The organism is Pseudomonas fragi, assembly GCF_025426255.1.
GTDB classification, from domain to species: Bacteria; Pseudomonadota; Gammaproteobacteria; order Pseudomonadales; family Pseudomonadaceae; genus Aquipseudomonas; species Aquipseudomonas kulmbachensis.
In genome coordinates, this window is record NZ_CP104861.1 from 3931173 (window position 1) to 3946353 (window position 15181).

The following is a 15181-nucleotide window of genomic DNA, read 5'->3' on the forward strand; positions in this document are numbered from 1 at the left end:
CCAGACTTCGGTCCGGCTTGTGGGCACCGCTACAATTATCTGACACCGCAGCACCCTCCAGAGCCGTTTGAATAAAGCCTCTTTATTCACTGGAGTACCCACGATGACCTCTTTCACCCCTTCAGCCTCCACTGCACGGCTTCAAGCCGAGCATGAATTCGCCATAAATGGCGCCAGCCAAGGCCCCGGCACGACCACCACAACCCTGCCAATAACCGACCACACCCTCGAGACCCGCACTCATGTCGTTGTCCACAAGGGTCAGAGCGTCACCATTGATCGCTACACCCACGAATACTCCACACCTATCTCCGAGGGCACGGATCGGCTGGTTTTCACCATTGAAGGGCTGCACCGAACCATTCTGGTGACCCGCACCGGTAATCGACTGCTGATCGATATCAATCACCTGCGCTTTCGCGTTACCCCGGCCAGCGCCAGACAAATCATTGAAATCCATACCCAGGACGGTAACGACTCGGTCTACATTGCCGCCACGGTCATGCAACCCCTGCACATCAACACCGGCTCAGGCGATGACACCGTTGTCACCAGTTCAGGCTTCGCCCAGGTATACACCGGCCCCGGCAATGACCGCGTGATGACGAGCGATGGACGCACCTATATCGAAACCGGTGAAGGGAATGACGTGGTCAATGCCATCGGCAGCGGCGTAATGACGGTCTACACCGGCAAAGGGGATGATTTTGTGCGCGGCGGGGCTGGCAGGTGCTACATCGAGACCGGAGAAGGCAATGATATTGCCATTGGCGGCGAGCAACACAGCATCATCAGTGGCGGTGACGGCGATGATCTTTTGTACGCTGGTCAAGGCAGCAACGCCCTTTATTCAGGCCTGGGGGATAACGCCTTCGCGGGGCTCAAGCCCAACGACAAGGCGCACTCAATAGAGCCTGTGACCACCGTAAGCGAGGGCGTTCTGGTGCCCACCAATACGCAAAATGACGCCACATCCTTTATCGATAGCCAGGTCAGCAAAATCGACGCGCAATCGCTGGCGAGTTCAGGGCTGGTCATTCAGGGAGCACCCGCATTCGTCGAGCGCGTGACCGATGACTTGAAAATGTTACTGGGCTCGACCTACGGCCAACAGTTGCTGGCAGCCCTGAGCAAGAGCATTCACGCCAGCCAAAAGCCCATCACCATTGTGGAACTCAAGCGTATCGACAACGGGATGTACCAGCCCGCGCTGCTGATGGCGTCGCCTTACATAGCAGGTGGCTCTGCTGGCTGGGGAGCCTTTGGCGGAACGGTCTACTACAACCCGGCCCACCAGAAAGACGAATCGGTGCCTCTGGCCTCGCTCTACCATGAGCTGTGTCATGCCTACAACTACGTGACCGGCACCATTTTTTCGGGAACCGGCCCGGATCCGCAACAACCCCACATACCGCCAGCCCAGGCCGACAACGCGGAGCTGCAGGTAGTCGGCTTGCCCGCCAGCGCAGAGCCCTTTGACTTTGATAACGACCCGCTCACCCCTCCCACCAGGACCAACCCGGTGGCCTTTACCGAAAACGGCATACGCGAGGAGTTGGGGCTGCCTTCACGCAAAAGCTACATAAGGTTCATTCCAGGCTAAACCAGCGCCTCGATTGCAGCAGGCTCAATAATCATCCCGGCGCGCAGACCGTTCTTGACCTTGGGGTTTGGGAAGATAATCCGCGCGCCCTCTTCTTCAATGACCCAACGCGTCTTGCCCGCGTCTTGCGCCAGCAGGTATCCCTTGGGTAACTCACAGAAGTTTTCGACGTCCACCGGTAAATGCAGGATAAATGCATCGCTGTGCTTGATCACTTCACGGGCCACGCTAAACAGCTGCAAGCCTTCGAGCGAAGCCTCGGCCAGCGGCGACTCGGTGCCCTCGATGATCTGCTGCAAACGCAGCTCAAGACGCTCGACATTGACCCCGCCGTTCTGCCCGAAAGGCCGGGCTTTGCCCAACTCCAGGGTAAACGCCTCGGCGCCCAGCCGGTCGTAGGTGTAAGCACTGAACACAATCGAAGGCTTGTTTTGCAACAGCACCGCTTCCATCCCGGCTGCGCGCAAGCGGGCCAGCTCGTCGCGCGAGTGAGTACGCCCTTCCTTGTAGGGATAGAGCGCGAACTGCTCGATCTTCGATCCACGAATCGCCGTGTGTAAATCGTAATGCAGACGGGTGCGCTCAGGCGGGCTGAAAAACGTTTCGGCCAGATGCTCAAGTTCGCACGCGCGCAGGGCCTCGGGGCCGCTGCTGCTTGCGTGGCGACCATTGAACAGCCGGTTGAGGTCTTCTTCGACAAACCGCGCGCCGGTGCGCATGGCACCCGGGTTGCCGAACAGGAACAGAATTCGTGCGCGGGGTTTGATTTCTCCCCGCGCAATGGCATGCAACAGACGATCGAGCAACTCGATCGGCGCTGTTTCATTGCCGTGGATGCCGGCTGACAACAACAGATCCATGCCGTTGTCGCGAGCCTCGGGCGGGCGTACTTCAAGCGCGCCTTCGGTCAGCCAGCGCATCCGCACGCCGTCGACAGTCAGTTGAGTTTTCTCGGCTGGTTCACGTCCAGCCAAGGTCAGTTCAAGCAGTTTGCCGAGAGCGAGCATGGTGCATCCTTAATCAGTGGTTGCAGTCTGGACCGTGTACGTGATCGTCTTCGTCATCGCTCAGATCAGCCGGTTCCATTTCCAGTTGCAGGCTGACAAGGTTAGTCGCTAATGGACGCAGCAGCAGGTTGGCGTATTCGGCATCGCCTTCTTCAACGTCAACACCGATCAGCAACTGGCCACGGCCGTCTTGCTGAATCCACAATTCTTTGCCCTGCCACATCACGGCAACGCGGGTGCAGCTGGTTTCCAGCTGGGTGCCATCAGTGTCTTCAAGGATCAACTTCAGGGTATCGGTCATTCTTTTGCTCTCATTGGGAGGTGAAGGTGTGTGCCCGGCACTAATAATCGCTCAGGCACACCGCCGTTCAATTGATCTGGAAGGGGTAAACCGAGCCCAGTTTAAGGATTTGCGTCAGTTCATCCAATGCCGTACGGCACTCAAGCAACAATTGCGGGTCGGCCAGATCGCTTTCGCGCAGGGCGTCGCGGTAGTGCTTGCTGACCCACTGGGTCAACGTGTCATACAACGGCGCGGTCATGATAACCCCCGGATTGACCGCTGCCAGCTCAGTTTCATTGAGTGCGACACGCAACCGCAGGCACGCCGGGCCACCGCCGTTCTGCATGCTCTGCTTAAGGTCAAACACCTTGACCTCGCGAATCGGCCCACCAGCAGCCGTCAGCCCTTGCAGGTACTGCCAGACACGCGGGTTGGCGCGGCACTCTTCAGGCACGATCAGCAGCATGGAACCATCCGCACGGCTCAGCAGTTGGCTGTTGAACAGGTACGAACGCACCGCATCTTCCACGGCCACCTGATCGCGAGGCACGCTGATCGACTGGAAGTTAGCGCCACGGGCCGCCAGCTTGCCATGCAACTCGGCCAGCATCTGCTCGGTATTGAGGAACGCGTCCTGGTGATGGAACAACAGCTCACCATTGCCCACGGCAATCACATCGTTGTGAAACACCCCTTGGTCGATGACGGAAGGGTTTTGCTGGGCGAATACCACGCCCTCTTCGCTCAGACCGTGCAGGCGGGCTACCGCTTGCGAAGCTTCGAGAGTCTGGCGGGCCGGGTATTTTTGCGGCGCCGGGTAACGACTGTCGAACGCACTGCGACCGAACACAAAGAATTCGACACCTGCCTCGCCATATTCACGGCAAAAGCGCGTGTGGTTGGCCGCGCCTTCATCGCCGAACTGAGCCACTGCGGGCAGTGCCGCATGGTGCGCAAAGTGTTGCTGATCAGCGAACATCGCGCCCAGCACGCGGCTGGTGGTCGGGTGCTCGATGCTGCGGTGGTATTTGCAGTTGAGGTTGGCAGCAGTGAAATGCACACGCCCGTCTGCAGTGTCTGCACTTGGGCTGACAGTCGCGGCGTTAGCCACCCACATGCTCGATGCCGAGCAACTGGCAACCAGCAACGGCATGGCTTCTTTGGCTGCGCGCTCGATAACCTGCGCGTCGGTGCCGGAAAAACCCAGACTGCGCAAAGCAGCAACGTCCGGACGCTCTTGCGGCGCCAGCACACCCTGGACAAAACCCATGTCCATCAGCGCTTTCATTTTTTCCAGGCCTTGCAGCGCGGCTTCCTTGGGGTTGGAGGCCTGCTGACTGTTGCTCTGGGAGGCGACGTTGCCAAACGACAAACCGCCATAGTTATGGGTCGGCCCCACTAAACCGTCAAAATTGACTTCAAAGGACTTCATCGGTGAGGCTCCGGGAAACGGTGGCTATTTGTATCTCCTGTTGGAGCGGGCTTGCTCGCGATGCGTACGATGCGGTTTTGCTGCCAGACCGCGCTGATGCAATCGCGAGTAAGCCCGCTCCCACAGGAATGAGATAAGCGTTACGACATTCGCACGCCAGGGGTCAACGCCGCTGGCAGGGTCAAGGTCGGGGTTTCAAGAGAAGCCACCGGGTACGCGCAATAATCAGCTGCGTAATAGGCACTGGCGCGATGGTTGCCCGACGCCCCGACGCCACCAAAAGGTGCACTGCTCGCCGCGCCCGTCAGCTGTTTGTTCCAGTTCACGATCCCGGCACGGCTCTGCAGCCAGAACTGCTGATAGCGCGCCTCGGAATCCGACAGCAAGCCCGCAGCCAAACCAAACGCCGTGTTGTTGGCCTCGGCAATTGCCGCGTCAAAGTCGGCGTAGCGAATCACTTGCAGCAATGGCCCGAACAGCTCTTCGTCCGAACGATCGCTGACTTCAGTCACGTCGATAATGCCCGGCGTCAGCAAGGCGGCATTGCTGTCGGGCTGGTGCATTTCCAGCAGGGCAACAGCGCCCGAACCCAACAGAACTTCTTGTGCATCCATCAAGGCGCGTGCGGCGCCCAAGGAAATCACCGACCCCATAAAGGGTGCGGGCTGCTGATCAAAAGCCCCCACTTCGATGTTCTGGCTGACTTCAACCAGACGCGTCAGCAGGCTGTCGCCCCATGCGCCTTGCGGCACCAGCAAACGGCGGGCACAGGTGCAACGCTGCCCGGCAGAGATAAAGGCCGACTGAATGATGGTGTAGACCGCAGCATCCAGATCCGCGACCTGATCGACCACCAGCGGGTTATTGCCGCCCATTTCCAGGGCCAGGATCTTGTCCGGGCGCCCGGCAAACTGCTGATGCAGTGCATTGCCAGTGCGGCTCGAACCAGTGAAGAACAACCCGTCAATACCTGTGTTCGCCGCCAGTGCGATACCGGTTTCGCGCGCACCTTGCAGCAGGTTCAACACCCCGGCTGGCAGCCCGGCTTCGATCCAGCACTTGACGGTCAGCTCAGCGACTTTGGGGGTCAGCTCGCTCGGCTTGAAAACCACGCTGTTACCGGCCAGCAATGCCGGAACAATATGCCCATTAGGCAGATGACCAGGGAAGTTGTACGGACCGAATACGGCAACCACACCATGGGGCTTGTGGCGCAAAACAGCGGTGGCATCGCCCAGCGGGCCGCTTTTTTCACCTGTGCGCTCGCGGTAGCTTTGCACCGAGATCGCCACTTTGTTGATCATGCTGGTGACTTCGGTGGCCGACTCCCAGAGTGGCTTGCCGGTTTCTTCACCGATGCAACGTGCCAGTTCATCCGCGTGAGTTTTAAGGCTCGCGGCAAAGGCTTCAAGCACGCTCAGGCGCTGTTCAAATGTGCGTGTGGCCCACTCCGGGAAAGCCTGACGCGCGGCCTTGACGGCAGCATCAACCTGCTCGGCATTGGCGCCATTACCTGCCCACAGCACTTTCTGGGTGACCGGATTCAGCGATTCAAAGGCTTCGCCCTGCCCGTTCTGCCAGGCGCCTGCAATGTACAACGTGCTCATTATTTCGACTCCCGTGGGGCAACTGGCTGGGCCGACAAGGCAACCGCGCGCACTTGATCGCCTGCGGTCAGTTGCAAGCGTTTGGCGGTCAGTGGATCGACAACCAGAGTGCCAGCAGCCAGACGCGCAGGCGCTGCGGTGATGCGGCAATCTTCACGCTTGCGGTTGTGAATCAGGTAAGGCGTGGCATCGTCACCCGGAGTGCCGATGGCCAGCACCAGCGCTTCGCTGTCGCGTACAGCGCGGATCTTGCTGGTTTCGCATTCCACCGCCGGGCCCGCGTCAAAAATATCGACGTAGCCCTGGTAACTGAAACCTTCGCTTTTAAGCATGTTCAGCGCCGGTTCGGTGTGGGTATGCACCTTGCCGATCACCGCACGGGCATCTTCAGACAAGAAGCAGGTGTACACCGGGAACTTGGGCATCAACTCGGCGATAAAGGCTTTGTTGCCTACACCGGTCAGGTAGTCGGCCTGGCTGAATTCCATCTTGAAGAAGTGTCGACCCAGGCTTTCCCAGAACGGCGAGCGCCCGGCTTCATCGGACATGCCACGCATTTCGGCAATGATCTTGTTACCGAACAGCTCCGGGAACTCGGCGATAAACAGCATCCGGGCCTTGGCCAGCATCCGGCCATTGAGGCCCGTGCGGTAATCGGCACTCAGGAACAACGAGCACAGCTCAGAGTTGCCGGTCAGGTCGTTGGCCAGAAACAGGGTCGGAATTTCCCGGTAAATACTCAGCTCTTGCGAGGCGCTGACGGTCAGGCCCACCCGGAAGTTATACCAAGGCTCGCGCAGGCCCACGGCGCCAGCAATGGCGGAAATACCCACCACCTTGCCTTCGTCGTTTTCAAGCACAAACAGGTAATCCGCATCGCCGCGCTCGGCCTCACCACGGAAGGTTTTTTCAGCCCAGGTCACTCGATGCAGCAAGCGCTCTTCGTTGGCCGGCAAGGTGGTCAGGCCGGTTCCGGTGCTGCGTGCCAGCTCAATCAGGGCCGGTAAATCGCTATTGCGTACAGGACGAACGATCATGCTATCTCCTCAGACGGGGCTCGCTGACGAACCCCGCGAAACTCGCTCAAACGCGTTAAACCGCCACCACTCGTACGCTGGCACCTTCGCCAACGCCGAGTGCTTCGGCCGCTTCCAGATCCAGCGTGACCGGCTTGCCCGGCGCCCAATCAAGCTCCAGCAATACTGCGCGGTAGTCCTGCAACTGGGCATTGGCCACCAGGTACTGACGACCGCCGCCTTTGCTCAGCGTGCCGATCTTGACCGGAACCACGCGGCTTTGAGCGATTGAGCGGATCCCCGAAACCCGTGCATGCAGGGTCGGGCCACCGTCGAAAATGTCGATGTAATGATCGGTCTCGAAGCCTTCACGCATCAGGATGTCGAAGGTGATCTGCGCCCGCGGGTGGACTTGCCCCATGGCCTCTTGGGCAGTGTCAGGCAGCAACGGCACGTAAATCGGGTAGTGCGGCATCAGCTCGGCGAGGAAAGTACGGCTTTTCAGCCCGCACAGGCGCTCGGCGGCAGCGTAGTTCAAGTCGAAGAAGTTACGGCCAATAGCGTCCCAAAATGGCGAGTCGCCATTTTCATCGCTATAACCGACGATCTCGGTTACCACCGAATCGGCAAAGCGTTCCGGGTGGTTGGCCACAAACAGCAGACGGCCACGGGAGTTGAGCTCGGACCAGGCCGACCCCACAAGTTCCGGGACCACATAGAAACTGGTCAGCAAGCTATTACCGGTCAGGTCATGGCACTGCGACAGGACGTGGATCTTGTTGTGGATCTTCAGCTCGCGGGAGGCGTGAACGAAGGTCTCGTTACGGAAGCTGTAAAACGGCTCCGAGTAACCGGCCGAAGCCACAATCGCCGAACACCCCACCAGCTTGCCGGTGGTGGTGTCTTCAAGAACGAAGAAGTAGCTCTCTTCGCCATTGAAGCTGACTTCGGCAGCAAACGAGGTTTCGGACGCGGCGATCTTGTCGCGCAGGCGTTCGATATCGTCCGGCAATGAAGTGACACCAATCGGGCTATCCGCAGCCAGACGCTGTACCTCGCCCAGATCAGCCATTTGCGCAGGGCGCATCACCAGCATGGTGTCACTCCTTAATCCATAAAATAAGAGGGGAAAAACAAGACCGCCCTGCAGGAGTTAGTCTGCTGCGAAGGTCGTGAACGATAGCGCGGCTCTCGAGACTTTCGCGAGCAGGCTCGCTCCCACAGGGAATGCCGGTCAGGCTTGTGTCAGTGTTTTAACGGCGCGCTCGAAGCGGTTCAGACCTTCTTCGATATCGGCTTCTTCAACCACCAGACTTGGGGCGAAACGCACCACATCGGGGCCAGCCTGCAGAATCATCAGGTTTTCTTTTTCTGCGGCATTGAAGATGTCTTTAGCCTTGCCTTTCCAGGCATCGCTCAACACACAACCGATCAACAGGCCCATGCCACGCACTTCAGTAAACAGGCCGTATTGCTGGCCGATTTGCTCAAGACGGGTTTTGAACAGGTCATGCTTGGCTTTAACGCCTTGCAGCACCTCAGGGGTGTTGATCACATCGATCACCGCATTGCCGACTGCGCACGCCAGCGGGTTACCGCCGTAAGTGGTGCCGTGGGTGCCGACAACCAGATGCTTGGCCAGCGCTTCGGTGGTCAGCATGGCTGCGATCGGGAAACCACCGCCCAGGCTCTTGGCACTGGTCAGGATGTCCGGCGTCACGCCGTAATGCATGTAGGCAAACAGTTCGCCGGTACGGCCCATGCCGGTTTGCACTTCGTCAAACACCAGCAGCGCATTGTGCTGGTCGCACAGCTCGCGGGCGCCTTGCAGGTAAGCCTGCTCGGCAGGCAGCACGCCGCCTTCGCCTTGAATCGGCTCCAGCACCACGGCACAGGTCTTGTCCGAGATCGCCGCTTTCAGCGCGTCAAGATCGTTGAACGGAACATGGGTGATACCGGTGATTTTTGGACCGAAACCGTCGGAGTACTTCGACTGCCCGCCTACGTTTACGGTGAACAGCGTGCGGCCGTGAAAGCTGTTGAGCGCGGCAATGATTTCGTACTTCTCGGCGCCGAAACGGTCATGGGCCACACGACGGGCCAGCTTGAAGGCGGCCTCGTTCGCTTCGGCACCCGAGTTGCAGAAGAACACGCGCTCGGCGAAGGTCGAATCCACCAGTTTTTTGGCCAGGCGCAGTGCCGGCTCGTTGGTGAACACGTTGGATACGTGCCAAAGGTTGTTTGCCTGTTCAGTCAACGCGCCAACCAGTGCCGGATGCGCATGGCCAAGAACGTTAACGGCAATGCCACCCGCGAAGTCGATCAGCTCTCGACCTGCCTGGTCCCAGACACGGGAACCGGCGCCACGCACAGGAATAAAGGCCGCAGGTGCGTAGTTGGGAACCATGACCTGATCGAAATCGGCGCGTTGCACCGGGGCTTGCTCAACGGACATCGGAGTCTCCTGAAGAGGAACGCCTGCCTAAACTGGCGAGCGATGGGGGGATTGTAGGGACACATCGGGGGCGCGCCTTGTCGCCAAGCGACAACTTCTTATAGCGCCAAACCACGATTTACACAGGCTTACGACAATGCGACATATTCCGTCACAAAGGCGCAGTTTAAACGCTGGGGCGTATTTACGGCAGCACTCTGGCGCGCTGATTTGCCCCCAAAGCATGAGCATTGCCGCAACGGCAGGTCATGCTGGTTTCAGGGGCAGGATGGGGCGGGACGATTTCAGCCGCGTTCGGCGGGTGCCGATGACAACTCGAACGGGCTGCTGCTGCGGCGCTGGTTACGGTCTTCTCGCGGCGTCGCGCCGAAAAAGTTGCGATACGCACTGGAGAAATGCGGCCCAGACGAGAAACCACAGGACAAACCGATCTGAATGATCGACTTGCTGGTCTGCATCAGCATTTGCCGGGCCTTGTTCAGGCGCAGCTCCAGGTAATACTGGCTGGGCACCCGATTGAGGTATTGCTTGAAGATTCGCTCCAACTGCCGACGCGATACGCACACATGTTGGGCGATTTCGTCAGTGGTCAGCGGTTCCTCAATATTGGCTTCCATCAGCAACACGGCCTGGGTCAGCTTGGGATGGCTGGAACCAAGGCGGTTTTGCAGCGGGATGCGTTGACGCTCGCCACCCTCGCGAATGCGCTCCACCACCAACTCTTCGGAAACCGCACCGGCCAGCTCAGCGCCATGATCACGGGCCAGCACAGCCAGCAACAAATCGAGCACCGACAACCCGCCACAGGCACTCAGGCGATCACGATCCCAATCAAACAAATGACTGGTGGCAATCACCTTGGGGAAACGCTCGGCAAAATCATCCTGCCAGCGCCAATGCACCGCGGCACGATAACCATCGAGCAGGCCTAATTGCGCCAGCGGATAGACCCCGGCCGACAACCCGCCAATCACACACCCTGCCCGCACCAGCTGCTTGAGCGCGCTGCTCAAGGCTGGCGCCAGGGAGGTCGGAGGCTCGTCCGCCAGCAGGAACAGTTTTTGGCAACCTTCAAGCTTGCCGTTCCAGGGCTCGCCGGGCAATTGCCAGGCGCCTTCGATAGGCGGCTCGGCCTGCAGGAACAACAACTCGTAAACGACTTCAGGATGCACGCGCTGAGCAACACGCAACGCTTCCTCGGCCAGCGCCAGGGTCAAGGCTTTGGTGCTGGGCCAAATGAGGAAACCAATTCGATGGGCGGTCATAGCGTGCTATCCGGAACGAAAACGGGAATAAAACCTATGCAACTAGCCTAGGCCAGCTGCGCGGGATGCGGAGCATGACCTATTTTGGTGCACAGAGGCAGTCTTAAAACTGCAGTTACTTCAAGCTGCCCGACAGAAACTGCTGCAACCGCTCGCATTGTGGATTGACCAGCACTTCACGCGGATTGCCGCTTTCCTCAACAATCCCTTTGTGCAGGAACACCAGCTGGTTTGACACTTCACGGGCAAAGCCCATTTCGTGAGTCACCACCACCATGGTCCGGCCTTCCTGCGCCAGGTCCTGCATCACCTTCAGTACATCACCCACCAGCTCCGGATCGAGGGCAGAGGTCGGCTCGTCAAACAGCATGACTTCAGGCTCCATCGCCAGCGCACGGGCAATCGCCACACGCTGCTGCTCACCGCCGGACATGTGCCCTGGGTAGGCATCCTTGCGATGGGACACGCCTACCTTGTTGAGGTAATGCTCGGCTTTTTCACGGGCCTCGGCCTTGGTCATCCCCAGCACGTGCACTGGCGCTTCCATGATGTTTTCCAACGCGGTCATGTGCGACCACAGATTGAAATGCTGAAACACCATCGACAGGCGCGAACGCATGCGCTGCAACTGCTTGGGATCAGCAGCCTTGAGTGCACCGTCCTTGTTGGCAATCAGCTTGAGCTCTTCGCCATTGAGCAGGATCTTGCCTGCATGGGGTTGCTCAAGCAGGTTGATGCAGCGCAAAAAGGTACTTTTGCCGGAACCACTGGAACCGATGATGCTGATCACATCGCCCGCCTTGGCGGCCAGTGAAACGCCTTTGAGCACTTCATGACTGCCATAGCGTTTATGCAGGTCTTGGACTTCAAGTTTGTACATGCTGTCGGTTCTCACAAAAACAGTCAGTCGTTGAGCAAGCGCCCGTGACGCAAAGGCTCGCGCCCCGCCACTTTAGCCAGCCAGAAACCGGGTTGGGCATAACGCAGTCGCTCAACGGCAAACAACACGCCGGATGTTCCTGCGCATACCGTACTGACCCGGTCGGATAAAGGATCAATCACTTCAAACAGCGGCTCGCCCACTTCAACCCAGGCGCCCACCGGACGTAAAAAACTCACCACACCGGGGTGCGGTGCAAATAACAACTCAGTGCCTTCGAATGGCATGCCTTCGCACGCTTCATACTGCGCTACCGGCCAGTCGCCAGTGATCAGCCCCTGCTCGGCCAGAAACGCCAGAATGCCCTCGGCATAAGCCTCAGCCTGCGGGCGCCCGGTATCGGCTTGCCCACCCAGCTCCAGCGTGGTTGCCATGCAGGCCAATGGAATCTGCGCATCAGCAAACTGGCGCTGCAAGCGCAGCCACGGCAACGAACAGGCTTCATCGAAGGAGCTGCCGCCTGAATCCTCGGCCAGCAGACCAACACGCACATCCAGTCGCGCAGCCAGCGAACACCACTGCGGCCAATGCTGAGGCAAGGCATACATATGCAGTGCAGCGTCGGTCTCGCAGTGCAGGTCAAGCACGATATCCGCGCTGCAGGCATGGCTCAGCAACACACGCTGCATGCCTTGCAGCTGGCTGGCTGCAGGGGGCAGCTCGGACAACACATCAAGCATTGCCTGACGGATCAGTCGGGTATTGGCGTGCGGATCTTCGCCCAGGCGTCCTGCCAGCTTCTGCGCTACCGGCTCGCTCAACTCAACGAAATCGCGGTTGAAGTTCTTGCCGCTGCCAAACTCAAAACGCCCCTGATGACTGCCTTGCAGCAGTTGGCCAAGCCCCAGGGGGTTGGCTACTGGCACCAATTCGATCACGCCGTTCAAGGCGCCTTGAGCTTCAAGTTCGGCCAGACGCTTCTTCAACTCCCAGGCACAGCGCATGCCCGGCAACTCATCGGCATGCAGGCTGGCCTGAATGTAGGCCTTGCGCTCACCCGCGCCAAACCGAAATACCGTCAAGTGGCGCTCAGAACCCAAGCTGTTCCAGGGCAACAGATGATCAATTCGTTCCATGTCAGGCCTTCCGTGGGGCCATGTAGCCCAGCCAGCGGCGCTCGGCCAGTTTGAACAGGCGCACCAGAATAAAGGTCAGACACAGGTAGAAAGCACCGGCCGTGATGTAGGCCTCAAACGGCAAGTAATACTGCGCATTGACGGTGCGCGCGGCGCCCGTAATGTCGATCAGAGTCACGATGGAGGCCAGACTGGTGGTCTGCAACATCATGATTACTTCGTTGCTGTATTGCGGCAGAGCCCGGCGCATGGCCGACGGCAGCAAGATACGGCGATACATTTTCGAGCGCGACATGCCCATTGCCTTGGCGGCTTCAATCTCGCCATTAGGCGTGGCCCGCAGGCTACCGGCAATGATTTCGGCGGTGTAGGCGCTGGTGTTGATGGCAAATGCCAAGCACGCGCAGAACGTCGCACTGGACAACAGCGGCCACATGAAACTGTCACGAACCACTTCAAACTGAGCCAGGCCGTAGTAGATCAGGAACAGCTGGACCAGCATCGGCGTGCCGCGAATCACGTAGGTAAAAAGCCAGGCAGGGAGGTTGACCCAGGCTTGCTTGGAAACCCGCATCAGCCCCAGCGGGACTGCTGCCAGCAAGCCGAAAAACAGCGAAATGCCGAGCAATTTCACGGTTTCCAGAAGCCCGCTCAAGTACAGCGGCATGCTGGCCCAGATGACGTTGTAGTCAAAGATCATAGATCAGCCGCCCTTACGCCTACCGAGTAGCGCTTCTCAAGTTGTCGTAACGCCAGCAGCGAAACACTGGTCAGTACCAGGTACATCGCCGCAACCGCCAGGAAGAAAGTGAACGGCTCGCGGGTGGCATCTGCCGCCTGCTTGGCCTTGAACATCATGTCTTGCAAGCCGACTACCGAAATCAGGGCCGTGGCCTTGGTCAACACCAGCCAGTTATTGGTAAAGCCCGGAATCGCCAGGCGAATCATCTGCGGCACCAATACCCGGAAAAACACCTGAAACGAACTCATCCCGTACGCCATGCCGGCCTCAGCCTGCCCCTTGGGGATGGCCATGAAAGCACCACGAAAGGTCTCGGACAGGTAGGCGCCAAAAATAAAGCCCAAAGTGCCAATACCGGCCGCCAGCGGGTTCAAATCAATATAGTCGTCGTAGCCCAGCATTGGCGCCACGCGATTGAGCAAGTCCTGACCGCCGTAAAAAATCAGCAAAATCAGCACAAGGTCGGGAATCCCGCGGATTACCGTTGAATACAGATCGCCCATCCAAGCCAGCCAACGTACCGGCGACAAGCGCAACGAAACACCGATCAGACCTAGAACAATGGCCAGGGCCATGGACGACAAGGCGAGCTGAAGCGTCAGCCAAGCGCCATCGAGGATGACAGCCCCGTAGCCTTTCAACATGATTCAGGTCCTCAGAAATGGGGATGAAAAAATGGCGCAAACTTCAGAGATCCTGTCGCTTGCGCCATTTCGGACGAATAACTGCGATGTATTACTGACCGTAAATATCGAAGTTGAAGTATTTGTCCTGGATTTGCTTGTACTTGCCGTTTTCACGCAGAGCCGTGATAGCAGCGTTGATCTTGTCTTTCAGGGCGTCGCCCTTGCGCACTGCGATACCCACGCCATCACCAAAGTATTTAACGTCGGTAAATGCCGGGCCTGCGAATGCGTAGCCTTTGCCAGCCGGGGTTTTCAGGAAACCGTCGTCCAGCAGGGTGGCGTCTGCAACGGTGCCATCAAGACGGCCCGCTTCTACGTCCAGGTAGATTTCGTTCTGCGAACCGTAAGGCACTACGACTGCACCTTTAGGTGCCAGAACTTCCTTGGCGAAACGGTCGTGGATCGAACCGCGCTGTACGCCGATTTTCTTGCCTTTGAGCTCATCCAGGCTGTCGCTGACCACAGTACCTTCCTTCATTACCAGGCGAGCCGGGGTCAGGTAGTACTTGTTGGTGAAATCGACAGACTTCTTGCGGTCTTCGGTGATGGACATCGAGGACAGGATCGCGTCGATTTTGCGTACTTTAAGCGCAGGGATCAGACCATCAAATTCTTGCTCGACCCACACACATTTGACCTGCATCTGCTCACACAGCGCATTACCGATGTCGTAGTCAAAACCTACGATACTGCCATCCGGGGCTTTGGAAGCAAACGGAGGGTAAGCGGCTTCAATACCAATCTTCAGAGGTTTTTCAGCAGCAAAAGCCTGCAGGGACAGCACGGACAGTGCCAGGGCGCCAAGAAGCACGAGTTTCTTCATCTTAGGACTCCATCGGTAAGGGCAATAAAAGCAGAGTGAGCCTAAGCCCAATATGCGGAGGTTAAACCGGGAATGCGGCGCAACGTCCTACTGGCGTTGAGCTGAAATCAGCACAACAACGACGAGCGAGTGATCGGCATTCTAACGACAGGCTTCAAGCCGTTATTTCTTCAATGCGACAACTAATTACAGATGCATCGAAAAAGGCGGTCTTGGATGTTGACAACTCTTCAAATAAATGCAAGA

14 protein-coding genes are annotated in these 15181 nt (G+C 58.3%); 1 reads left to right on the forward strand and 13 read right to left on the reverse strand.

Going from position 1 to position 15181, the window contains the following annotated elements:
• Positions 1-103: 103 nt before the first annotated feature.
• Positions 104-1603: a M91 family zinc metallopeptidase gene (locus N7D90_RS18255; RefSeq protein ID WP_261739311.1), complete on the forward strand. Its 1500-nt coding sequence runs from the start codon at positions 104-106 to the stop codon at positions 1601-1603.
• Here the strand turns inward: N7D90_RS18255 and astE are convergent.
• The 13 genes from astE to N7D90_RS18320 form a co-directional block, all read right to left on the reverse strand.
• Complete coding sequence (astE, locus tag N7D90_RS18260) at positions 1600-2610, reverse strand: succinylglutamate desuccinylase (protein ID WP_261739312.1); 1011 nt, start codon at positions 2608-2610, stop codon at positions 1600-1602. The genes N7D90_RS18255 and astE overlap by 4 nt on opposite strands.
• A 13-nt stretch (positions 2611-2623) precedes the next feature.
• Positions 2624-2911 carry a topoisomerase II gene (locus N7D90_RS18265; RefSeq protein ID WP_235573226.1) on the reverse strand — a complete coding sequence of 96 codons (288 nt, stop codon included), beginning with the start codon at positions 2909-2911 and terminating at the stop codon, positions 2624-2626.
• 67 nt (positions 2912-2978) lie between these two features.
• Positions 2979-4325, reverse strand: coding sequence for an N-succinylarginine dihydrolase (gene astB, locus N7D90_RS18270; protein ID WP_261739313.1), 1347 nt, complete (start codon positions 4323-4325; stop codon positions 2979-2981).
• 140 nt (positions 4326-4465) lie between these two features.
• Positions 4466-5935, reverse strand: coding sequence for a succinylglutamate-semialdehyde dehydrogenase (gene astD, locus N7D90_RS18275; RefSeq protein WP_261742477.1), 1470 nt, complete (start codon positions 5933-5935; stop codon positions 4466-4468).
• On the reverse strand, positions 5932-6969 hold the full coding sequence (astA, locus tag N7D90_RS18280; RefSeq protein WP_261739314.1) for an arginine N-succinyltransferase: 1038 nt from the start codon (positions 6967-6969) through the stop codon (positions 5932-5934). Before astA ends, astD begins: the two co-directional genes overlap by 4 nt.
• 55 nt (positions 6970-7024) lie before the next feature.
• Positions 7025-8044, reverse strand: coding sequence for an arginine/ornithine succinyltransferase subunit alpha (aruF, locus tag N7D90_RS18285; protein ID WP_261739315.1), 1020 nt, complete (start codon positions 8042-8044; stop codon positions 7025-7027).
• A 138-nt stretch (positions 8045-8182) separates the two neighbouring features.
• Positions 8183-9403 (reverse strand): aspartate aminotransferase family protein, encoded by a 1221-nt coding sequence (locus tag N7D90_RS18290; protein WP_261739316.1) that lies wholly within the window; start codon positions 9401-9403, stop codon positions 8183-8185.
• A 284-nt stretch (positions 9404-9687) separates the two neighbouring features.
• Complete coding sequence (argR, locus tag N7D90_RS18295) at positions 9688-10668, reverse strand: transcriptional regulator ArgR (protein WP_261739317.1); 981 nt, start codon at positions 10666-10668, stop codon at positions 9688-9690.
• 115 nt (positions 10669-10783) lie between these two features.
• Positions 10784-11548, reverse strand: coding sequence for an ABC transporter ATP-binding protein (locus N7D90_RS18300; RefSeq protein ID WP_261739318.1), 765 nt, complete (start codon positions 11546-11548; stop codon positions 10784-10786).
• 23 nt (positions 11549-11571) lie between these two features.
• Positions 11572-12684 (reverse strand): succinylglutamate desuccinylase/aspartoacylase family protein, encoded by a 1113-nt coding sequence (locus tag N7D90_RS18305; protein ID WP_261739319.1) that lies wholly within the window; start codon positions 12682-12684, stop codon positions 11572-11574.
• Position 12685: 1 nt separating this feature from the next.
• Positions 12686-13384: an ABC transporter permease gene (locus tag N7D90_RS18310; RefSeq protein ID WP_261739320.1), complete on the reverse strand. Its 699-nt coding sequence runs from the start codon at positions 13382-13384 to the stop codon at positions 12686-12688.
• A complete protein-coding gene (locus tag N7D90_RS18315; RefSeq protein WP_261739321.1) occupies positions 13381-14070 on the reverse strand; it encodes an ABC transporter permease in 690 nt (229 codons plus the stop codon). Before N7D90_RS18315 ends, N7D90_RS18310 begins: the two co-directional genes overlap by 4 nt.
• A gap of 91 nt (positions 14071-14161) precedes the next feature.
• Positions 14162-14935: an ABC transporter substrate-binding protein gene (locus N7D90_RS18320; protein ID WP_261739322.1), complete on the reverse strand. Its 774-nt coding sequence runs from the start codon at positions 14933-14935 to the stop codon at positions 14162-14164.
• Between the last annotated feature and the right edge of the window lie 246 nt (positions 14936-15181).